Source organism: Rhizobium sp. Leaf262 (assembly GCF_001422245.1).
Classification (GTDB): domain Bacteria; phylum Pseudomonadota; class Alphaproteobacteria; order Rhizobiales; family Rhizobiaceae; genus Agrobacterium.
The window spans coordinates 77,632-98,580 of the sequence record NZ_LMMM01000012.1 but is presented as its reverse complement, the minus strand read 5'-3'; the positions used below and the strand labels follow the sequence as shown (position 1 = coordinate 98,580).

Here is a 20,949-nt window from a genome sequence, read left to right as displayed (position 1 = left end):
GGCTTAGTGAAACAGGCTTGCTTTCCCAAGCTTTTTTCGCAAAAATTGCGCAAGGACTTGCAAAACGGAAAAACTCCCCGTATGTGAGCCCCCGTGACGCCAACGCGGCGTTTCGTATGCGGTTGTAGCTCAGTTGGTTAGAGCGCAGGTTTGTGGCACCTGAGGTCGGAGGTTCAATTCCCCCCAACCGTACCATTCCTCTACATTTAAATTGGATACGAAACCAAGGTAGCCCGTGCGTTTGGGCGCCATGCCGCGAGCATCCTTACGTCTTCACCTCTCTTGCGATACTGTTTGCAGAGGCACAGCCGTCACATAATGCCTACAGGTTGTGTTTACCAATGGTTCACGCGAATATCGTTATCGTTGTGATCTACCTGCCGCTGCAAAGTAACGTCCGGGACCGATAAGATGCACGATATCGCCAGAATGCTGGACCTCATCTACGAAGCCGCCTTCGTGCCGGAAATGTGGGTTCAGGTTCTTGATGAGATGGCGAAGGCTGCCAATTCTCACGGGAGTGCGCTGTTCAACTCAAATGCGCAATCAAGCAGGGTGATAGCATCTGCAGCGCTGGAAGACCTCGATCAGAAAATGCTCCGAGAGGGCTGGATTACGCGAAACACGCGTGCCGAAAAGCTCCTGACGATCGATCATCAGGGCTTTATCGACGAGTCGCAATATTTCACCGAGGAAGAATGCAACACCCAGCCGATTTTCACAGAGGTGATGCGTCCGCTTGGTTATGGTTTTGGAACGTCAACCTTCATTACCGTGCCCAGCGGTGACCGGATGATTTTCGCGGTGGAGAAAAAGCAGGTGACTGGCCCGGTCACTGCGGCCGCCATTTCCTATCTCGATCAGTTGCGCCCACATTTGGCGCGTGCAGCCATGATGTCGAGCCGGCTGGAATTCGAGCGCATCAATGCCGCCATGGAAGCACTGCAAATCAGCGGCTTGCCCGCAGCGGTTCTCCAGGCCGATGGACGTATCATCGGCACGAACCGCCTGCTGGAGGACATGACGCCGCAAATTACCAGTTCCGCCTTCGGTCAAGTCCGCTTTCATCATTCACCTGCCAACATACTTCTGCTGGATATCTTGAATCGGCATCGCTTTCAGGGAAGCCTGGCCAGCCTCTCATTTCCCCTGCCGCATTTGAACGAGCAGCCGCCGGCGGTCATTCATATCGTTTCCGTGGAGGGGAATGCCCGCGACATCTTTACCAATGCGGCGGTGTTGATGATTGTAACGCCCATCGATCGCCAACGCGTACCTTCTGCCGAAACTATCCAGGGGCTGTTCGATCTCACGCCTTCCGAGGCAAAGGTAGCGCGAATGTTGGCGGCGGGGCAGGATGTAAAGGCAACAGCCGCGCAACTCTCCGTCAGCACGGAGACCGTACGCACGCACGTCAAAGCCATTCTATCGAAGTCCGGCATGCCGCGTCAGGCGGATTTCTTGGCGGCAATTGCCAGCATCAGGCCGCTTTGACGAGGTGTGGCCCCGCTTGATGCCGAAGATGATAAGGAATGGCCAGAAGATGATCTATCGCAACCCGACAAACCACAAGGGCAAGTGCGATTGACTTTATCCAGTGAAGTCAATTGTTTAATGTCCAGAAGGCATGCCGCTTTTTTTAATTGTAAATTTTTGTGTGGTTGTGGACGTTGAGAAAAGGTCGAATTTTCCCTTTCCCATCGGGAATGTATTGACGCCACCGCAAGAATATATTGCGTCGTCCGCAGATAAAGCTGTCAAAATCTGATTTTTCTGAATATTCAGCGATATTTATATTTGATGAGTCTCATTATTTGCAACTGTAACGCATCAGCTTCAAGCAAGTTTTCTCTTCTATCCACCTATCAACAGTAGATGGAGTGAATGATGAGTGTTGAGCTTGACGATCTGTCGCTTGAGCGATTGATGAAGGAGCGGTTGTGGACTTTCGGGCAGGCTGGCGCCGGCGATGTATTCGCATCCCGCATTGCCTTTGAAAGTGGTGGTTGGCTCAAAGGTTACTCCCACGACAACGAGCATACCTGGCGCGTCAAGGGTGGAGCGGTTGAGTTCCTCAATAAGAGCGCACAGGTGTCGACACGATTCGACACGATCAAATCTGTCGATGGAAAAATTGAAATGGAGGGACGGTTCGCACTCTCCAGCGACATTCGTTTCAACGAACTGAAGGAAAGCGTGGAGGTTGAGAAACCGAAGAACCGGACCGCGCTTATCGTCCCCATCCATGACGCCTATTTCATTTATGGCGTCAATTTGCTGTTCCAGAGCATGGGCGCGGACTACGATATTGTTTTCGTGTTTTCGACCGACGCGGACCGCATGCAATTCAAGGAAATGCATCAGGCATCTCCGTTCCTAAATTACGCCTCCATCGTCCTAGCAGATTATTTTTCAGGTAGCGCGATGTCGGACATCGCTGAAAAGCGGGTATGGCCGACGATCAAGAAGTTCCTTGCGCTGTCGCTGACGCATCCATATTACGATTATCTTCTTTGCGTGGATGCTGAAACCTTCATCCTCAGCCCAACAGGCTGGACCGCTGCAGCAGAAGAGGTCATCAACAAGGCGACGTGGTATGCTGGATCGCTGGGTGTCGACAATCTTGCCGAGCGTCACATCATGCATGCGTCGTCCGTGGCGCTTGCACCTGTCGAAGATTTACAAACCATTCAAACCATGTCTCGAGATTGGACCGTTTACACCTGGTGGTGGGATATTCCGGTCTACGCTTCGCAGAGCGTCCCAGGCTTTCTGGATTGGATTGGCTGGAATCCAAGCCTCCAATTTGTGGAGCGACTGAATCATAGTGTCTTCGATCACATAACCTACCAATTCTACATGGTCTTGCATGGTGGTTTTTCATTCAAGCTTGTGAACGGGGTCAATCACGCCATGGAGTTCTGCGGGGCCAAAATGGTTGCTGGCGTCCATCAGCAGATCCATCCGATGCGATGGACAAACGCCTTGGCCTATTCTCAGAATCCGGACTTCTTTAAGCAGAACGACTATCTGGCGATCTACCACATCGACAGAAAGACTTTTCCCGTATTCAATCCAGCCTGAGTTCCAGAAGGGTTGACATCAGACGCGGGTTGGACCGCTTCCGTGGTTCCCGCGTCTGGATGCCGTGGTTGGCTTTGGAGTGCCGCTCTGCGGGCTGCTGCCAAAAATCTGTTGGCTAAAATGCCTTGCGCTGGTATGGTTGCACCAACGTAACCTTTATGGACGCCAGCAGCATCGCTTCAGGCTTTCGCGCGGCGGAATGGATAGAACAGTGACTGACCCCGGTAACGGCATAAAGCCGTCGGAATCAGGGGCGTCGGCGGTGGAAAAAGGGAATGCCAAGCGTTCCCGTCGTGGCAAGAGCAGGCGTAACGGTAAGCCCCGTGACGCGTCTGTTTCGCCGCAGCTTCATAATGCCGATTCCCGCGCAGATTCCACAACCACTGGCCATCCGGAGCGTGACTCCGAACCGCGAAAGCGCAAGCGGCGCAGGCGGTCCCGTGGTCAGGGGGGAGGGCAGGCCTCTCATGATGGTGTTGCAGGCTCTGCCGTCAGTGTTGGCGTCGATGCTTCCGCTCAACCGCAACCGTCTCCAGGCAAGCGCAAGTCGCATGGTGGAAAGCGTTCGCACCGTGGCCCGCAAGGCAGGCCGCTTGTGCCCACGCATGCGCCGAAGTCTTCCGCTCGGTCCAGCGGAGCTGCGTCACCCGCCCATTCTCCTTCGACGTCAGATCAGTCGGGACGGGGTCACGGTCGCGCTCAGGCGCATTACCGCGAGACCGGCGTGGATACGAATGCCGATATGTATGCGGCGCTTGACCTCGGAACGAACAATTGTCGGCTCCTCATCGCGCAGCCGACCCGCCCGGGCCAGTTTCGCGTGGTGGACGCGTTTTCGCGCATCGTACGACTGGGAGAAGGGCTGGTTACAACCGGTCGCTTGTCTGATGACGCGATGGACCGGGCCGTCGAGGCGCTGCGCATCTGCGCCTCCAAGCTGGCCGGTCGCTCGATCCGACGTATGCGGTTGATCGCGACGGAAGCCTGCCGCCAAGCCGTCAACGGGGAAGAATTCCTGTCGCGCGTCACCCGCGAAACGGGACTTCAGCTGGAAATCATCAGCCGCGAGACGGAGGCCCGTCTTGCGGTATCCGGTTGCTCGTCCCTTGTCGGACGCGAGGCGCGTTCGGTCGTCTTGTTCGATATCGGTGGCGGCTCGTCGGAGATAGCGGTAATCCGCGTGGGCGAAAACCGGTCCAACAGGCTTGCCAACCACATTACGCATTGGACCTCACTGCCCGTTGGCGTGGTGACCCTTTCCGAGCGGCATGGCGGACGCGATGTGACACCGGATGTCTTTGCCGCCATGGTGGGTGAGGTCGAGGGCCTGCTGAATTCGTTTCACTGCCCGCCACTTGGCGAGGACCTGCCGCACGAGGATTTTCACCTGATCGGAACATCGGGAACGGTGACGACACTGGCGGGCGTGCATCTGGACCTGCCGCGCTATGATCGCAGGCGGGTGGACGGACTGTGGCTTTCCGACGACGAAGTCACAGCCATGCAGGACAAGCTACTGGCATGGGATTTTGCAGGCCGCGCAGCCAATGCCTGCATCGGGCCGGATCGGGCCGATCTGGTGCTGGCCGGCTGCGCCATTCTGGAAGCAATCCGCAGGCGTTGGCCCGCGCGGCGCATGCGGGTGGCGGACAGGGGGCTTCGCGAAGGGCTTTTGACGGATATGATGGCAGATGATGGCGCATGGCGCCGCAACAGAATTCGCCGTGCGCAGATGCAGGGCAAACCGGAACGGAAAGGTTGATATGAGCAAGGCGCCCACGAGTACCAACCGTACCGGACGCAAGATCGGGCAGAAGGTTAAGAAGGCGAAGCTGAAGCCTTCTTCACGCGCCTGGATCGAGCGTCACATCAACGATCCTTATGTTCAGCGCGCAAAGCTGGAGGGCTACCGCGCGCGAGCGGCGTTCAAGCTGCTGGAGATCAACGACAAGCATCAGATCTTGAAGGGCGCGCGCCGCATCATCGATCTGGGTGCGGCTCCCGGAAGCTGGTCGCAGATTGCCGCCAAGGTCACGGATTCGACCGAAGACGATATTCGCGTTGCGGCCATCGACTTCCTCGAGCTCGATCCCATCCCCGGCGTCAAGATCTTGCATCTCGACTTTCTCGATCCGGCTGCGCCTGAGCGCCTGATGGACGCCGTCGGCGGCACGCCTGATCTTGTTCTCTCCGATATGGCGGCACCCACCACCGGCCACCAGAAAACCGACCATATCCGTACCATGCATCTGTGCGAAGTGGCTGCCGACTTTGCCGTTCAGGTCCTGGCCGAAGGCGGGCATTTCCTTGCCAAGACCTTCCAGGGCGGTACGGAAAAAGCTCTGCTGGATATGCTCAAGCAGAACTTCAAGCAGGTCATTCACATCAAGCCCGCATCGTCGCGCTCTGAATCGGTGGAAATGTTCCTGCTCGCCAAGCACTTCAAGGGCAGAAAACCCGGCGACGCCACGACGCGGAAACAGGATGTCGATCTCGACACCGTCGAACTGGGTCCCGATCCACGGGATGACGACTACGAAGACATGGATATGCGCTGAAACCAGCGCATATCGTTATTCCGCTGGCTGCGATGCCTTTTCGCGATGGCCGGAAACGGCGGCCCCTGCGCTGCGGTCCATCGCGATGAGCGGTGTAATGGCGATCAGCGATACGCCAGCCACGATCATGAATGCGGTATGGAAATCTGCCAGCTGCAAATGCGAGCCAGACATGAAGCTGCTGACCTCAAGAATGGTCGCGGCAAAGGCCACACCCAGCGCCAGGCTGATCTGCTGCAACACGGACGCCATCGAGGTCGCCTGACTTGCCTGTGAATCGTCGATGTCGGAGTAGCTGAGCGCGTTCGTTCCGGTGAAGAAGAAGGAGCGGGCAAAACCTGCCGTGACCAGAAAGATCATGATCAGCGGATAGGGTGTGTTGTGAGTGAAGAAGGAATTGGCCAGCGTGGTACAGGCACCGACGATGCCCGCGCTGATCAGCACGGATTTAAAACCCGTGGCCGCAAAGACGCCTCGCGCCATGAATTTGGTGGTGATGGCACCGATGGCGCCTGCAAAGGTAATCATGCCGGATTGGAACGGGTTGAGCCCGAAGCCGATCTGCAACATCAGCGGCATGAGGAAGGGGATGGCCCCCGTCGAGATGCGGAAGATCGTTCCGCTGACAGACGCTGCCCGGAATGTCGCGTTCTGGAAAATCTTGAAGTCTAGGATCGGCGCGGGGTGGTTCTTTGCGTGCTGCACATACCAGTAGCCGCAGATGAAGCCGATGATCGTGGCCGCGATGCCGACATAGGGCGGCAAAGCAGGCAGGCTGACGACGGAAACGCCGAAAACCACGCCCGATGCGGCGATGCCCGAAAGGATGAAGCCTTTGGTATCCATGGGCGGCGGATTGGTGGTGTCGATCTCCGGCAGAAAGATCGTTGCCAGCCAGATGCCGATGACGCCGATGGGCACGTTGATGAGAAAAATCCAGTGCCAGGAGAAATAGGTGGTGATGAAGCCGCCAATGGGTGGGCCGGTCAGCGGCCCGACGAGACCGGGGATTGTCAGCAGCGCCATGGCCGAGACGAGTTCGGTGCGCTTGGTGGTGCGCAGCAGAACCAGACGTCCGACCGGTGTCATCATCGCCCCGCCCATGCCCTGCAGGAAGCGGGAGATGACGAATTCGACCACCGAAGACGAGACCGCGCAGCAGATGGAGCCCATGACGAAAATGGCAATCGCGATGCGGAAGATTTTCTTCGCGCCGAACTTGTCCGCCATCCATCCGCTGATGGGAATGAATATCGCCAGCGCCACCATATAGGAGGTTAGGGCCAGCTTCAGGGTAATCGGCCCGACATTGAGATCGGCAGCGATTGCCGGCAGCGATGTCGCGATGACGGTGGAATCCATCTGCTCCATGAAAAGGGCGACGGCCAGTATGAGTGGAATGATGCGGTTCATGAGATGATTGCGGCGCACCGCATCCTGCAAGGTCTTTTCCTTTACCTACGCCCATGCGCAGGCTTTGCCAACTAAACATTCGGCAATTTTCGCCTTTCCATCACGTCTGTGTGAGGGCTCTCTTTTCTGCACATTCTGGGCGCTTTACGGGTGATGGTGCGTCGCATATCGTCTCGATCAATGGAGGATTTTCATGAGCAGTTTTTTAAAGATGAATAGGCGGGGCCTTTTTGCCTCGGCGGGACTTGGGGTTATCGCAGCACCGTTCGTCCTGCGAGGCGGTACGGCGTTTGCACAGGCAACCCAACCACAAACATCCATGAAGGTCGATCACGCCATGCCACCCGAAACAAACCGCTTCAAACTCGGAAATTTTGAAATTCTCGTCGTAAAGGACGGAGCCCGTGCGTCAGGCAAGCCCAACGAGACATTCGGTACCAATCAGAGTGCCGACGCTGTGGGTGAATTGCTGGACAAGAATTTCCTTCCCAAGGATCAGTTCGTCAACAGCTTCTCTCCAGCACTCATCAATACAGGGTCTGACATGGTGCTGTTCGATACGGGCTTTGGCGAAAGCGGTCGTGAAGCAGGCAATGGTCGTCTGCTCGAAGGCCTTGCTGCCGCAGGTTACAAGCCAGAAGACGTGACCGTGGTGGTGCTGACGCATATGCACGGCGACCATATTGGCGGCCTGATGGAAAAGGGCGCTCCGGCCTTCCCGAAGGCACGTTATGTCATGGGCCAGGCTGAATATGATTTCTGGACGGACGCCAAGCGCGTCGGCACTCCCGCAGAGGGCGGGCAGAAAGGCGTGCTGGCCAACGTCAAGCCGCTGGCCGAAAAGGCGACGTTCATCGGTGATGGTGCAACGGTCGTTCCCGGCATTACCAGCGTTGCCGCCTTCGGCCATTCGCCCGGCCACATGATTTTCCGTGTCGAGTCGGAAGGTAAGCAGTTGGTGCTGACGGCCGATACCGCCAACCACTTCGTCCTGTCGCTTCAGCGCCCGGATTGGGAAGTGAAGTTCGACATGGACAAGGCTGCCGCTGCTGCCAGCCGCAAGAAGGTCTTCGACATGATCGCCACGGACCGCCTGCCGTTCCTCGGTTATCACATGCCGTTTCCTGCGGTCGGTTACGCGGAGAAACAGGACGTCGGTTATCGTTTCGTCCCCAAATCCTACCAGTTCGACATCTGATATCTGCTGCAATGCAGCAACAGGAGAAGCCCGGATTTCGCATCCGGGTTTTTTCTATTCCCTTCCTGTCATGAACGTGTTACGAGCCCTCGCCAACTTCCAAGCAATCCTTTGCAAGGGCCGCCGGGGTGAACGTATCGTTCCGGAACGGCTATGCATTTTCAAAACAGGAATTTGGCCATGGCACGCATTATCCAAACCCCAACCGGTCTCGACGCCCTGACGTTCGACGATGTGCTTCTGCAGCCGGGGCATTCTGAAGTGATGCCGGGTCAGACGAATATCTCCACCCGCATTGCCCGCGATATCGAGTTGAACCTGCCGATCTTATCCTCAGCAATGGATACGGTCACTGAAGGTCGCCTTGCGATCGCCATGGCCCAGGCCGGCGGCATTGGCGTCATCCACCGCAACCTCACCCCCATCGAACAGGCCGAAGAAGTTCGCCAGGTCAAGAAGTTCGAAAGCGGCATGGTCGTCAACCCTGTCACCATCGGCCCGGATGCCACGCTTGCCGAGGCGCAGGCTCTGATGAAATCCCATGGTATTTCGGGCATTCCGGTTGTTGAAAATGGCGGTGCGGGCGGGCACAAGGCCGGTCGTCTCGTCGGTATCCTTACCAACCGAGATGTGCGCTTCGCATCCGATCCGGCCCAGAAGATTTACGAGCTGATGACGCGCGAAAATCTTGTGACCGTCAAGGAAAGCAGTGTCGATCAACAGGAAGCCCGCCAGCTTCTTCACAAGCACCGCATCGAAAAACTGGTCGTGGTGGATGGTCAAGGCAACTGTGTCGGCCTCATCACCGTCAAGGATATCGAAAAGTCGCAGCTCAACCCCAACGCCACCAAGGATGCGCAGGGTCGTCTTCGCGCCGCTGCCGCCATCAGCGTGGGGGCTGACGCCATCGAACGTGCAGAACGCCTCATTGCAGCCGGTGTCGACCTTCTGGTGGTCGATACCGCCCATGGTCACTCCCAGCGCGTTCTCGACGCCGTTACGCACGTCAAGAAGATGTCGAATTCGGTTCGCATCATCGCTGGCAACGTGGCCACGGCCGATGGCACCAAGGCGCTGATCGATGCCGGTGCGGATGCGGTCAAGATCGGTATCGGCCCGGGCTCGATCTGCACCACGCGTATCGTCGCCGGCGTCGGCGTTCCGCAGCTTGCGGCCATCATGTCGGCGGTCGAAGCGGCGCAGGCGGCTGATATTCCTGTCATCGCCGATGGCGGCATCAAGTTCTCGGGCGACCTGGCCAAGGCCATCGCCGCCGGTGCATCCGCCGTCATGATCGGCTCGCTGCTGGCGGGTACGGATGAAAGCCCGGGCGAAGTGTTCCTCTATCAGGGCCGTTCCTTCAAGGCCTATCGCGGCATGGGCTCCGTTGGTGCCATGGCACGCGGCTCGGCAGACCGTTACTTCCAGGCGGAAGTGCGCGATACGCTGAAGCTGGTTCCCGAAGGCATTGAAGGTCAGGTTCCCTACAAGGGCCCGGTCTCCGGCGTGCTGCACCAGCTGGCTGGCGGCCTCAAGGCTGCCATGGGTTATGTCGGCGGCGGCACCATCAAGGACTTCCAGGAGCGCGCCACCTTCGTGCGCATCTCCGGTGCAGGCCTGCGCGAAAGCCACGCCCATGACGTCACGATCACCCGCGAGAGCCCGAACTACCCCGGCGCAGTTTGATCTTTCGTCCACAAACGTAACATGCCAATAGATACACGCTCTCCGAACAGACCCGTTCGGAGAGCGTTTTGCTGAAAGGAAGAGATATGTCACCGACAACCGCAATGTTCTGGCCCATGATAGCCCACGCCTTTCTGGTTTTCGGTCTCTATGTCCTGCTCTTCATTCGCCGCAAGAAGTTTACATTCACCGACAAGGACGCCTTCAAACGCTTTCGCGATGCAGGGGAAGAGGCGGTTCAGAGCCAGCTCGTCAACAAGAACATCGCCAACCAGTTCGAAATTCCCATGCTGTTTCATGCGGTGTGCCTGCTGCTTTACATCACGGATGCGGACAATATCGGCACCATCATTCTCGCATGGATCTTCGTCATCGCCCGCTACGCGCATTCCTATGTGCATGTCACCAGCAACCGCCTGCGCTACCGTGCACCTGCCTTTGCAGTGAGTTTTGCAGCACTCGTCCTGATGTGGGGCTGGATGGTCGTCTGGCTCGCACTGGAATAGCACTCGGCATCGCCTACGGGATCGCGAAAAATTGTTTTTCCGATCCCGAAGCCTTGCATCCCTTTGCTTTCGTTTAGGCTAGTCTCGCCCGTGGCCGTTCACATGGGAGAAGATGATGACCGACAAGCCAAAGATCACACAGGCAATGATCGATGCCTATGATGAGTACACCCATCTCAGCCTCGACCGACGCAAATTCATGGAAAAGCTCTCACTTCTGGCAGGCTCCGGTGCCGCCGCCGCGGCCATTGCGCCCATGCTGGCGGCAAGCGGCGCGCAGGCCGCCATCGTTCCGGAAACCGATGCCCGTCTGAGCGCGGAAAACGTGACCTATCCCGGCGCAAAGGGTGAGATGAAGGGCTATCTCGTCACGCCCAAGGCTGCATCTGCGCCGCTGGGCTCCGTCATCGTCATTCACGAAAACCGTGGCCTCAACGAACATATCCGCGATGTCGCCCGCCGGATGGCGCTGGAAGGTTTCGTGGCGCTCGCGCCCGATTTTCTGTCGCCGCAGGGCGGCACGCCAGCCGACGAAGACAAGGCGCGTGAAATGTTCAGCGGTCTTGATATGAACGCCACCGTTGCTGATGCGGAGGCGACGCGTGTGTGGCTATCCAAACGTCAGGGTGCCAACGGCAAGGTCGGCGCTGTCGGCTTCTGCTGGGGCGGGGGCCTCGTCAATCGTCTGGCTACCAAGTCAGCTGGTCTCAATGCCGGCGTCGCCTATTACGGCGCCCAGCCCCCGGCAGAAGACGTCCCGCCCATCAAGGCCCCTTTGCTGCTGCACTATGCCGGTCTGGATGAACGCATCAACGCGGGCATAGATGCTTATCGCGAGGCGCTGGAAGCCAATGGCAAGACGTTCGAAATCTTCGTCTATGATGGCGTCAACCACGCGTTCAACAATGATACGTCCAGTGCGCGGTACGACAAGAAGGCTGCGGATCTGGCGTGGAGCCGGACGGTGGATTTCTTTCGGAAGAATTTAGGGTGATTTGGGTGAGGGGTGGTCGAGGATGGATAGTGCGGCGGGTGTGGCTTCACCCCCCTCTGTCCTGCCGGACATCTCCCCCACAGGTGGGGAGATCGACTCGTTGAGACCTTTCGCCCATCTCGAAGGCTGCGGATAGAGTGGAGATCACGCGTCTGGCCGATCTCCCTCCTTGTGGGGGAGATGTCCGGCAGGACAGAGGGGGGTAAATCACACTCGCAGTTACCTACTATCTAGCCGCCAAAAACCCATCACCACCCCGGAGCCAACTGCCCCGTCCGCACCCGTGCCAGCTTCGGAAACGACTTGATCTCCGCATCCAACTCCTCCGGCGGTGATGCCAGCGAAATGTTGTCCAGACACGCGGTGATGTGGTCGGTAATAGCGTTTATGAGCGAAGGCGAGAGGCCGGGGCGTTTCATCAGGCCGATCTGGACCGGCGGCAACGGCGGGAAGCCATCTGCTGATGTCAGCACCTTCATGCCTGTTCGCAGTGTGGATTCTGGCAGCACCGAAACGGCCATTCCAGCGAGAACGGCGGCGGCTATGACGGTGGAGGACCAGCTTGTAAACAGAACCTGATAATCGCGGCCATCGGCATCGAGTGCCGAGGCGGCCAGTTGCCGCCAGTGACAATCACGACGTCCGACCGCCAGCGGCACGGGGACATCGTCGCGCAGCGGATGGTTGGCGGAGGCCACCCAGCAGAGCGGTTCGGTGCGAACGATATCGGAGGTACGGGCGCGTGGATTGTGGGTGACGAGCGCGATATCCAGCTCGCCGCGTGCCATCTTCTCCGCAAGGCTGACGGATGGCTCACAGACGATGTAGAGCTCGACATTCGGATGGGTCTTGGCAAAGCGACCGATGATCTCCGGCATGTAGCGGTCGGCATAATCATCCGGTGTGCCGATGCGCAGCGTGCCTTCCAGCCGGTTGTCATCAAAGGCAGCGACGGCTTCATTGTTGAGGCGGATGATACGGCGGGCGTAGTGCATCAGCTTTTCGCCTTCCGCTGTTAGCCGGTTGCCACGTCCATCCTTCGCAAACAGCTGTTTTCCCAAGCGTTCTTCCAAGCGTCGCATCTGCATGGAAACGGCTGATTGCGTCTTGAAAACCCGGTCGGCGGCTTTGGTGAAGCTGCCGGAATCGACGATGGCGATGAAGGTGTGCAGCTGATCTATGTCGAGAGGTGCGGACATGGCGGTCACCCATAAGAATGATTGATGACTGACATTAGAAACATTCGTTGGACTGATCAATGGTCTTGCGACATTTTGACGCTCGAAACATCAAATAACCAAATGGTCATCCGCCGATGACCGAACTGGCGGCTTTCACGATGGGTGTGAAGGCGGTGCCTCATCGTGCCTAAATGAAGGGATAGTGTCATGCGCACGGCAGAACGGAGAATGGAACTGGGTTTGATCGCACCGCGTGCAGCTTCCGGGCAGCAGGTCGTGGCGACGGTACGCAAAGGTTTCGTGACGTTTCTGCGCCGCATCGCCAATCGCATGAAGGCCAATCGCCTTATGGAGATGGATGACCATCAACTGGCAGATATCGGCCTGACCCGCAACGATGTCAGGACTGCGCTCAATTTGAGGCTTACGGACGATCCAACAACGCAGCTTGCCCGCTGTGCCAGAATGGCCGCGGCAAAGGCGTTGTAAGCCACCGCCTCATACAGTTTCCCCGCAGGGTGATTTGCCAATAAGCCCTGCCTTTTGCCCGGTGTTCGGTCCCAAGCCGCACCGGGCTTTTTTATGCATGCGGATCAGTATTGGTACTCGTCGAACACCGGCAGGACAGACTGGTTCCAGCGGCCATTGTAAAGCGCCAGCAAATCCTCAGCCATCGTCGCCTTCTTCGCCAGAACCTCATCCAGCGGGTTGAGGAACACGCTTTCGTCCTGTCCGTCCTCGTTGAAGCGCTTGCGGTTGCGCAGGCCATCGCGGGAAATCGATACGGTTTCGCGCGCGACATCCAGCAGGGAGCGACCTGCGACAGATGCCTTCAGACCCTGCGTAGGCACGGCATCGCGCATGCCGATGACGTCTTCGACAGTCCAGTCTGCCGTCAATGCATCTGCGGCGCTAAGCGCGCTGTCATCATAAAGCAGGCCGACCCAGAAGGCAGGCAGGGCGCAGATGCGACGCCATGGGCCACCGTCGGCGCCACGCATTTCGAGGAACCGCTTCAGACGAACATCGGGGAAGAGGGTCGAAAGATGATTGGTCCAGTCACCCAGATTGGGCTGCCATTCGGTAATCTGGCCTTTCAGCGCACCGGCCATGAACTGGCGGAAGGTAATGTCGGTACAGTCGCGATATTTGCCGTCGCGCACGATGAAATACATCGGCACATCCAGCGCCCACTCGACATAGTCCTTGAAACCGAAGTCCGGCTTGAAGGCAAAGGGCAGCACGCCGGACCGGCGGTTGTCGGTATCGCGCCAGATATCGCCACGCCAGGAGAGCAGACCGTTCGGCTTTCCCTCTGTGAAAGGCGAGGATGCGAACAGGGCGGTTGCCAGCGACTGAAGTTTCATCGAAACGCGCATCTTTTGGCGCATGTCGTCTTCAGATGAGAAGTCGAGGTTCACCTGGATCGTGCAGGTGCGGTACATCATGTCGAGACCCTGCGTGCCGACCTTGGGCATATAGCGGGTCATGATGGCATAACGGGATTTTGGCATCTGCGGCGTTTCGTCATAAGTCCACAGCGGACTGCCACCGATCCCGAGGAAACGAATACCCATCGGCTCGGCAATCTCGCGCACGGTCGCCAGATGTCGGTTGGATTCCTTGCAGGTCTCGTGCAGGTTTTCCAACGGCGCGCCTGATAGTTCGAACTGGCCGCCCGGTTCGATGGAAATCGCGCCCATGCCGGAGGGTTCGCCAAGGCCGATAATGTTGCCCTCATCGATGATGGGATCCCATCCCAGTTTCGCCTGCATGCCTTTCAGAAGAGCCGAAATGCTGGCGTCGCCGAAATAGGGAACCGGCGTGTTGTCGTCCTTGAAGAAGGCGAATTTCTCGTGCTCGGTGCCGATACGGAATTTCTCGACCGGCTTGCAGCCTTCCGCCAGATAATCGGTCAATTCCTGCGCAGAGGAAATCGGTGTCTGGTCGGTGGTGTCGCGGGCCATGGAATTACCTTGTGGTCGATTGTGCCGGTCGGGCTTTTAATTTTGCTGATAGGGTGCTGCAGGGCCGCACGCAAATGAATTTCTTTTAAGCATGGGATAGTAGGTTTGTTTTGTGCCGTTGCCGTGACGGATCGGTGTCTACTTCCAATCGCCCAACGTCGCCTGAATGACAGCAAGCGCTGCCACCGCTGCCGTATCGGCCCGCAGGATGCGTGGTCCAAGCGGGATGGGTGTCACGCACGGATGATTGCGCAGCATGTGCCGCTCCTGCCCTGAAAAGCCGCCTTCGGGGCCGACCAGAAGCGCGATTTGCCTTTCTTCTATCTGGTTGAGGACAGCCAAGGGGTTCTGCCCCTCGTCTCCTTCGTCGCAATAGATGATGCGACGGTCAGCAGGCCATGTGTCCAGCAGATCTTTCAGTTTCACGGGCTCTTCCACGGCGGGAATCGCCAGAATGCCGCATTGTTCGGCGGCTTCCGTCACATTGGCGCGCAGCTTGTCGAGATTGGTGATCTTGCCCTGCACATGCTGGGTCATGACCGGTTGCAACAGACCGGCACCCATTTCCACGGCCTTTTGGACAAGATAGTCCATGCGCCCGGTTTTAAGCGGCGCAAAAAGATAGTGAAGATCGGGTTTGCTCGGCTGCGGTCTGGTCTGTTCGGTCGCCATCAGCAGGATTTTCTTGCGGGTGGGGTAGGAAAGGGTGGCTTTCCACTCGCCGTCACGCCCATTGAACAGAAGAATTTCAGCGCCGTCGGTCATGCGCAGCACATTGGCGAGATAGTTGAACTGGTCGCTGTCAGCCTCGACCGCTTCACCGGCGGTCAGGGCATGGCTCACGAAAAGCCGCTGCATTCGAAAATTGGCGCGCATGTGTCTCTTCTGTCTCGATTGCCCGCAACGCGACCTCGCGCGTCATACGAACAGCATATACATAATTCCATAAAGCGCCGCCGCCAGGGCGGCGCTGGTGGGAACGGTAATAACCCATGCGGCGACGATCGTCATGAAGTGTGAACGTCGCACCAGGTAGCGGCGACGGACTTCAGAGGTGTTTTCATTGTCTTCATCGTCGCCCGGTTCTACTCGTGCCGGTTCCAGACGGCTTCGCGCGCGCTGCGTATACCATTCGCGAAAAAAGCCGACGCCGAAAATCGCGCCGATTGCCGTGTGCGTCGTGCTGACGGGGATGCCGAAGCGTGAGGCGACCAGCACCGTCAACGCCGTGGACACCGACACGCAAAAGGCGCGCATCGGATTAAGCTTGGTGATCTGCTCGCCCACCAGACGAATGAGGCGTGGTCCAAACAGAAGAATGCCGCAGGACAGTCCGAATGCGCCGATCAGCATTACCCATTCCGGCGCCCGTGCCGTATCGCCGACAACCTGACCCTGCATGGCGCGCACGATGGCGACCACCGGTCCGATTGCGTTGGAAACGTCATTGGCACCATGGGCAAAGGACATCATGGCTGCGGCAAAGATCAACGGCCACTGAAACAGTTTGCGCAGCGACTGATTGCGGTTTTCAAGTCCCTGAGACTGGTTTCGGATCAGCGGCACACAAAGCCGCCAGCCGATCAGCCCCACCGCAAAGCCGATGAGGCTTACGGTGCTCATGGGCACGATGACGACGTTGTGCAGCCCAACCCAGATGAGATAAGCCGTGAAGACGCCGCTCATGACCCCGAGAAGCACCGGAACCCATTTTTGTGCAGCCGCAATCTTGTCCTCACGGTAAATGATGAACTCCTTGATGAAGGCGAGGAACATGACCGCGAAAAAGGCGCTGATGAAGGGCGTCGTCATCCAGGCCATGGCAATCTTGGACAGCGAAAACCAATCCACTGCGCCGAAGCCGTAGGCTGCGGTTCCTGCTCCTGCCACCCCGCCCACCACGGTATGCGTGGTGGAAATCGGCGCCTTGACCAGATTGGAGAGATTGACGAGCAATGCCGCCGTGATCAGCGCCGCCAGCATCGCCCACGTGAAAATTTCCGGATCGGGAATGGTATTGATGCTGATGATGCCGCGCGAAATGGTTTCCACCACATTGCCGCCGGTGATCAGTGCCCCCGCCACTTCACAGATTGCGGCGACGACCAGCGCAACGCCGATCGGTATCGCTTTTGCGCCGACCGCGGGGCCGACGTTGTTGGCCACATCCTTTGCGCCGATGTTCATGGCCATGTAGGCACCGATGATCGACGCCGCGATGACGATCATGCCGCCGCGTGTCCCCATGACGTAGGCACTGGCAAAGACGGCGGTCATGATCAGGAACAGCAAGCCGACACCGGGTGCTGTCAGGCGATCGGTGATGTGAAACGTAGCTTCCTCGACACGCGTCATCTTCTCCAGATCCTTGTCCAGAGTCGGTTTCATGCGGGGAGAGGGAGGCTGCGCCATGGGTCTGCTTTCGTCTGCGGCTTTTGCCGCGTTTGCAGGCGCAGGAGCGGCATGATGTATGAAGTTACAAGCTTACGGTTTTTTGGTCGGGCTGCTGTTGTGTTTGCGCCATTTGCTTGCCGAAGGAAAGGAAAAGTTCTTTCAGTTCAGGCTCGTTGACGCGGAGCGACGCTTCCTGTGGCGTCACCCATTCCAGCGTTCGACTTTCCCGCTCGGGAAAGTTCTTGACCAGATCGACGACCTCGAGCAGGTGAACCTGCACGCGGCAAATGACCTTTACACCGTTGCGAAGTTTTTTCTCGTAATCGAAAAAGCCGAAGTGGTTCTTGTCGACATGGCCGCGAACGCCCGCTTCTTCAAAAGCCTCGCGCTCCGCTACTGCATGTGCTTTCTTGCCTTCCATCGGCCAGCCCTTGGGAATGACCCAGCGTCCAGTGTCCCGGCTCGTCAGCAGCAGGACCTCCAATTCGTTCGTTTTCTTTTTACGGCGATAGCAAATCGCTGCGTATTGCTGGCGTGGTGGACGACGCAGCATCAGGCAGACATCATTTGCCAATCGGGTTAGAATGTTCAAAGCCGTGCGCGTCCTTTGGTGCGGGTTTTAATATACGATAACTCTAAAGTATTGGCCAGCCGCGATGGATCGCTGCTGGCTTTGGTATTAAACGATTCGCTTAATTGTCCGGCTGTCGCGGACCTACGTCAATGCATCGACGGTCGGCGTACAAGCATTTTTGATGTAGAGCAAACATCAGATGTGAACGCCGGTTGCGGCATTATCATGACAGCCAGTGTTTCAGGCCTGATATGATGCCGTCCGCTTCCGCTTCTTGAGCGGAAAAAATCGTATCTCGGCCTTCCGCCAGCGCTTTCAGTTCCGGTAAGGCATTGGCGGGACTGATGGCGCGCACCCCGGGCAGCTCGAACATGGCCCTATCGTTTCCGGTATCCCCGGCCACGACGACCTCATCACGGCAGATGTTCAGATGTCGGCATAACCACGTTATGGCCGCGCCCTTGTCGGCAGCGCTGGGAAGGATGTCGAGATCACGATTGCTTGAATAGACGATTCGCGCGTCGATATTGGCCGCACGAAGCCGTTCTTCGATGGCTGCGATGGCAGCCTCATCGGCATCATGAAGGTACCAGCTCGACTTCATTGCATGCTGGTACCGTTCAGGCTGTTGGTTCATGCCGGAAATGTCCGACACCAGAGCCCTGATTTTTTCCGTGTCGAAGGTTTCGCCAAGTGATGCGCTATAAGCCTCGCTGAGTGAGGGTTGGTCCCGACACGACAGCATGGTGCCGACGCCTCCGATGACATAATCAGGGGTTGGCAGAGGAACATCTCGCATCAGCTCGAACTGGTCGTCCAGAAGCCTGCCGCTGTTGAGCACGAGCAACGGTCGGGTGGCGGCGGGCAGGGACTGCCAGTAATCGCGGAAACGTGCCGTGGCGGCATTGTCGCCGACCACGGTTCCGTCCAGGTCAGTGGAAAAAAGACGAACCGGTTTCAATCGCCGTCATTCCATGGTTCGGCCCAATCGGACTCTTCCAGCACAGGCATCATCGGGCGACCCTCGACAACGGCCAGAAGCTGTTGTGCGATGCCTGTCCATGTAAACAGACTGCGGGCCTTGTGTGCACCCATGCGCGACAGGCGACCATAGAGCCGCTCGTGCTTGAACGGCTTCATCATGGTGATGCCGAGATCTTCCTTGTCGAAAGGATCGGCGAACAGCGCATGACGACCATAGCTGACGGCGCGGAACAGGCCACCGTGGATGGTGACGACTGTCGGCGTGCCGCTGGCCATAGCTTCGATAGCGGTCATGCCGAAGGGTTCGTAGCGGCTGGAAAGCACGAAGAGGTCCGCCGCGCGGTAGATATCCGGCAGGTCTTCATCGGCGACGTAGCCGGAGAAGATGACCTTGTCTTGAAGGTTCAGAGATTTCACCCGGTCCTTCAACTGGTTGAGGATCGTCGTTTCCTGCTCGTCCATGTTTTCGCCGCCGACGGCAAGATGAAGGCGTGCCTCCGGCTCGCGTTCAGCCAGAACGGAGAAGCCATCGATCAGCAGATCATAGCCCTTGTTGGTGGCCAGACGACCGAGCGCCAGAACCGTCTTGCCCTCGAAGCCAAAGCGCTGACGCAGCATCTGGCGGGAGCCTTCCGAGACAGGGAAGAAGCGGTTGTCATCATAACCCGGCGGGATCATGTGGATGTGTTTGCGCTTCAGGCCGTAATCTTCGATCAGCACATCCAGCTGCACCGGCGTCGTCGCGATGACCATATCGCAGCTGCGATAGATGATCAGTTCGTGCTGAATGCGTTCCTTAAAGTTGAACTCCAACTCGAACGTATCGGCCTTTTCGGGATAATCCGTCTCCATCTGGCGCTTTTTCCAGATGCCGATGGAATGTGGCGTGTGCAGATGCGGCACTTTCAGTGCTTCGGACAGGCGTTGGCCTGCCACGCCGGCATCCCAGTAATGGCTGTTGATGAAGGAGTAGTTGAGGTTTTCTTTCTTGATGAAACGCAATGCGTTCTCGCACCATTCCATCAGATGGCGGTGCAGATATTCCTTTGGGATGAAATCCTTGCCGCCGCAGGGAATGCGCACGACGCGCACGCGCTCATCCACCTCGTCAAACGCAGGCTGGTCTTCGAACTGGCGGGTATAGAGATCGACGGTATATCCAAGTTGGCCCAGTTTTTTGGCGAGTTCCAGGACATAAACAACCTGTCCGCCGGTATCTGCTGCGCCGAGTGGCGGCTGTGCGGCTACGTAGCCATGCGTCGATATGAGTGCTATCCGGGGATAGCGTTCAGTTTCGCTCGTGGTAATCATAGCGTCCCATCGTAGTAAAAATTTCCAAATAGCCTCATCAAAATGGTGCCCTGCGGAAAAAGTTCCATCAACAGGCGATAAAATTGATCAAATCTGATCCCAATAGGGAACTGGACCATAGAGCTCCGTGAGGTAATTGATGAACAGCCGCACCTTGGCCGGAAGGAAGCGGCGGCTGGAATAAACAGCCGAAAGCGCGACACTTTTCGAGCTTTCATAAGCGGGCAAAACCTGCACCAGCGCGCCTGATTTCAGCTCTGCGCCAATGTCCCATGTGGAGCGCAGGGCAATTCCGAGGCCGGAAATCACGGCTTCGCGGATGACTTCGCTGGAATTGGTTATCAGCATGCCCTCGGGTCGCAGGCTTACCGAACCATCCGGCCCTTCCAGCCGCCAGAGATCATTGTTATGCGCGGGCAAGCAGCGGTGCTGCTTCAACTCTTCGATGGTCTGCGGCGTGCCGTGTTCGGCGATGTAATTTTGCGATGCACACAAAACCCGCCGCACCGGCGCCAAGCGCTTCGCAACAAGACTGGAATCCGAGAGATCGGCAATGCGGATTGCCAGATCATAGCCACCGGCGACGATATCGATGAACTCATCGCTCAGTACCAGATTGATCGACAGGCCGGGATGGCGATCCATGAAGGCTTTGAGGTGAGGTGCCACATGCATGCGCCCGAAGGAGGTGGACGCCGAGACCTTCAGCGTTCCATTCAGCGTGTTGGAACGACCGGAGACGAAATCCTCAGCCTCCTCCAGCCCTTCCAGCACCGCCAAGATACGCTGATGGAAACCGTGCCCTGCCTCTGTCAGAGAAATCTGGCGCGTCGTGCGCTGGAACAGCCGGGCGCCGAGCTTTTCTTCCAGTCGTTTGATCCGCTTGGAAATGACGGCGGGGGAATAGCCGAGTTCTTTTGCGGCGTGAGACATGCTGCCGGAGGCGGCAACGCTGGCAAAAACTTCCAGATCACCCAGATTTGTCATCGGTCCGCGCCCATTCTTTCCCTTTTGGAAACAATCTCTAGCATTTGCGCGACTTGCGTCCAAGCCATAAAGGCCCATAAACTCAAAGCTCTGCATCGCAAGGAGGAGGCCT

At 57.6% G+C, this 20,949-nt stretch carries 18 protein-coding genes and 1 tRNA gene; 10 read left to right on the top strand and 9 right to left on the bottom strand.

Annotated elements, in window-relative coordinates; translation table 11 throughout:
* Positions 1-118 precede the first annotated feature (118 nt).
* The 5 genes from ASF29_RS11525 (at position 119) to ASF29_RS11505 (ending at position 5,642) form a co-directional block, all read left to right on the top strand.
* Positions 119-195: transfer RNA gene (locus ASF29_RS11525), tRNA-His, on the top strand.
* Between the two features lie 216 nt (positions 196-411).
* Positions 412-1,494 (top strand): helix-turn-helix transcriptional regulator, encoded by a 1,083-nt coding sequence (locus ASF29_RS11520; RefSeq protein WP_062450825.1) that lies wholly within the window; start codon positions 412-414, stop codon positions 1,492-1,494.
* Positions 1,495-1,887: 393 nt separating this feature from the next.
* Positions 1,888-3,084, top strand: a complete 1,197-nt coding sequence (locus tag ASF29_RS11515) for a hypothetical protein (protein WP_062450824.1) — start codon at positions 1,888-1,890, stop codon at positions 3,082-3,084.
* A 199-nt stretch (positions 3,085-3,283) separates the two neighbouring features.
* The gene (locus ASF29_RS11510; protein WP_082453469.1) at positions 3,284-4,846 is read left to right on the top strand and encodes a Ppx/GppA phosphatase family protein; all 1,563 of its coding nucleotides are present in this window, start codon (positions 3,284-3,286) and stop codon (positions 4,844-4,846) included.
* A gap of 1 nt (position 4,847) precedes the next feature.
* Complete coding sequence (locus ASF29_RS11505; RefSeq protein ID WP_062450822.1) at positions 4,848-5,642, top strand: RlmE family RNA methyltransferase; 795 nt, start codon at positions 4,848-4,850, stop codon at positions 5,640-5,642.
* A 15-nt stretch (positions 5,643-5,657) separates the two neighbouring features.
* Here the strand turns inward: ASF29_RS11505 and ASF29_RS11500 are convergent, their stop codons facing one another.
* Positions 5,658-7,055, bottom strand: coding sequence for an MFS transporter (locus tag ASF29_RS11500; RefSeq protein WP_062451031.1), 1,398 nt, complete (start codon positions 7,053-7,055; stop codon positions 5,658-5,660).
* Between the two features lie 193 nt (positions 7,056-7,248).
* Between ASF29_RS11500 and ASF29_RS11495 the strand changes: the two genes are divergently transcribed.
* The 4 genes from ASF29_RS11495 (at position 7,249) to ASF29_RS11480 (ending at position 11,439) form a co-directional block, all read left to right on the top strand.
* On the top strand, positions 7,249-8,253 hold the full coding sequence (locus tag ASF29_RS11495; RefSeq protein WP_062450821.1) for an MBL fold metallo-hydrolase: 1,005 nt from the start codon (positions 7,249-7,251) through the stop codon (positions 8,251-8,253).
* Between the two features lie 180 nt (positions 8,254-8,433).
* Positions 8,434-9,939 carry an IMP dehydrogenase gene (guaB, locus tag ASF29_RS11490; protein ID WP_062451030.1) on the top strand — a complete coding sequence of 502 codons (1,506 nt, stop codon included), beginning with the start codon at positions 8,434-8,436 and terminating at the stop codon, positions 9,937-9,939.
* Between the two features lie 86 nt (positions 9,940-10,025).
* Positions 10,026-10,445 carry an MAPEG family protein gene (locus ASF29_RS11485; protein ID WP_156462636.1) on the top strand — a complete coding sequence of 140 codons (420 nt, stop codon included), beginning with the start codon at positions 10,026-10,028 and terminating at the stop codon, positions 10,443-10,445.
* Between the two features lie 115 nt (positions 10,446-10,560).
* Positions 10,561-11,439: a dienelactone hydrolase family protein gene (locus ASF29_RS11480; protein ID WP_062450820.1), complete on the top strand. Its 879-nt coding sequence runs from the start codon at positions 10,561-10,563 to the stop codon at positions 11,437-11,439.
* A 248-nt stretch (positions 11,440-11,687) separates the two neighbouring features.
* On the opposite strand, the gene ASF29_RS11475 is transcribed toward ASF29_RS11480, so the two are convergent.
* On the bottom strand, positions 11,688-12,638 hold the full coding sequence (locus tag ASF29_RS11475; RefSeq protein ID WP_062450819.1) for a LysR substrate-binding domain-containing protein: 951 nt from the start codon (positions 12,636-12,638) through the stop codon (positions 11,688-11,690).
* Positions 12,639-12,827: 189 nt separating this feature from the next.
* Between ASF29_RS11475 and ASF29_RS11470 the strand changes: the two genes are divergently transcribed.
* The gene (locus tag ASF29_RS11470) at positions 12,828-13,109 is read left to right on the top strand and encodes a DUF1127 domain-containing protein (protein ID WP_062450818.1); all 282 of its coding nucleotides are present in this window, start codon (positions 12,828-12,830) and stop codon (positions 13,107-13,109) included.
* A 104-nt stretch (positions 13,110-13,213) separates the two neighbouring features.
* Here the strand turns inward: ASF29_RS11470 and ASF29_RS11465 are convergent, their stop codons facing one another.
* The 7 genes from ASF29_RS11465 to ASF29_RS11435 form a co-directional block, all read right to left on the bottom strand.
* The gene (locus tag ASF29_RS11465) at positions 13,214-14,587 is read right to left on the bottom strand and encodes a glutamate--cysteine ligase (protein ID WP_062450817.1); all 1,374 of its coding nucleotides are present in this window, start codon (positions 14,585-14,587) and stop codon (positions 13,214-13,216) included.
* Between the two features lie 138 nt (positions 14,588-14,725).
* Entirely contained in the window at positions 14,726-15,463 is a 738-nt protein-coding gene (locus ASF29_RS11460) for a 16S rRNA (uracil(1498)-N(3))-methyltransferase (protein ID WP_062450816.1), read from the bottom strand.
* 42 nt (positions 15,464-15,505) lie between these two features.
* The gene (locus ASF29_RS11455; RefSeq protein ID WP_062450815.1) at positions 15,506-16,999 is read right to left on the bottom strand and encodes an inorganic phosphate transporter; all 1,494 of its coding nucleotides are present in this window, start codon (positions 16,997-16,999) and stop codon (positions 15,506-15,508) included.
* Positions 17,000-17,063: 64 nt separating this feature from the next.
* Positions 17,064-17,573 (bottom strand): NUDIX hydrolase, encoded by a 510-nt coding sequence (locus ASF29_RS11450; protein WP_200925534.1) that lies wholly within the window; start codon positions 17,571-17,573, stop codon positions 17,064-17,066.
* Positions 17,574-17,778: 205 nt separating this feature from the next.
* The gene (locus tag ASF29_RS11445; protein WP_062450813.1) at positions 17,779-18,516 is read right to left on the bottom strand and encodes an HAD-IIB family hydrolase; all 738 of its coding nucleotides are present in this window, start codon (positions 18,514-18,516) and stop codon (positions 17,779-17,781) included.
* Positions 18,513-19,850 carry a glycosyltransferase family 1 protein gene (locus ASF29_RS11440; protein WP_062450812.1) on the bottom strand — a complete coding sequence of 446 codons (1,338 nt, stop codon included), beginning with the start codon at positions 19,848-19,850 and terminating at the stop codon, positions 18,513-18,515. The genes ASF29_RS11445 and ASF29_RS11440 overlap by 4 nt, the downstream gene beginning before the upstream one ends.
* Before the next feature lie 87 nt (positions 19,851-19,937).
* Positions 19,938-20,837 carry a LysR family transcriptional regulator gene (locus ASF29_RS11435; protein ID WP_062450811.1) on the bottom strand — a complete coding sequence of 300 codons (900 nt, stop codon included), beginning with the start codon at positions 20,835-20,837 and terminating at the stop codon, positions 19,938-19,940.
* Between the last annotated feature and the right edge of the window lie 112 nt (positions 20,838-20,949).

Coding starts and splice junctions, on each gene's coding strand:
- ASF29_RS11505 (WP_062450822.1), top strand. CDS start 4,848: ATGAGCAAGGCGCCCACGAGTACCAACCGTACCGGACGCAAGATCGGG.
- ASF29_RS11470 (WP_062450818.1), top strand. CDS start 12,828: ATGCGCACGGCAGAACGGAGAATGGAACTGGGTTTGATCGCACCGCGT.
- ASF29_RS11495 (WP_062450821.1), top strand. CDS start 7,249: ATGAGCAGTTTTTTAAAGATGAATAGGCGGGGCCTTTTTGCCTCGGCG.
- ASF29_RS11475 (WP_062450819.1), bottom strand. CDS start 12,638: ATGTCCGCACCTCTCGACATAGATCAGCTGCACACCTTCATCGCCATC.
- ASF29_RS11455 (WP_062450815.1), bottom strand. CDS start 16,999: ATGGCGCAGCCTCCCTCTCCCCGCATGAAACCGACTCTGGACAAGGAT.
- ASF29_RS11460 (WP_062450816.1), bottom strand. CDS start 15,463: ATGCGCGCCAATTTTCGAATGCAGCGGCTTTTCGTGAGCCATGCCCTG.
- ASF29_RS11465 (WP_062450817.1), bottom strand. CDS start 14,587: ATGGCCCGCGACACCACCGACCAGACACCGATTTCCTCTGCGCAGGAA.
- ASF29_RS11515 (WP_062450824.1), top strand. CDS start 1,888: ATGAGTGTTGAGCTTGACGATCTGTCGCTTGAGCGATTGATGAAGGAG.
- ASF29_RS11435 (WP_062450811.1), bottom strand. CDS start 20,837: ATGACAAATCTGGGTGATCTGGAAGTTTTTGCCAGCGTTGCCGCCTCC.
- ASF29_RS11510 (WP_082453469.1), top strand. CDS start 3,284: ATGGATAGAACAGTGACTGACCCCGGTAACGGCATAAAGCCGTCGGAA.
- ASF29_RS11485 (WP_156462636.1), top strand. CDS start 10,026: ATGTCACCGACAACCGCAATGTTCTGGCCCATGATAGCCCACGCCTTT.
- ASF29_RS11440 (WP_062450812.1), bottom strand. CDS start 19,850: ATGATTACCACGAGCGAAACTGAACGCTATCCCCGGATAGCACTCATA.
- guaB (WP_062451030.1), top strand. CDS start 8,434: ATGGCACGCATTATCCAAACCCCAACCGGTCTCGACGCCCTGACGTTC.
- ASF29_RS11480 (WP_062450820.1), top strand. CDS start 10,561: ATGACCGACAAGCCAAAGATCACACAGGCAATGATCGATGCCTATGAT.
- ASF29_RS11520 (WP_062450825.1), top strand. CDS start 412: ATGCACGATATCGCCAGAATGCTGGACCTCATCTACGAAGCCGCCTTC.
- ASF29_RS11500 (WP_062451031.1), bottom strand. CDS start 7,055: ATGAACCGCATCATTCCACTCATACTGGCCGTCGCCCTTTTCATGGAG.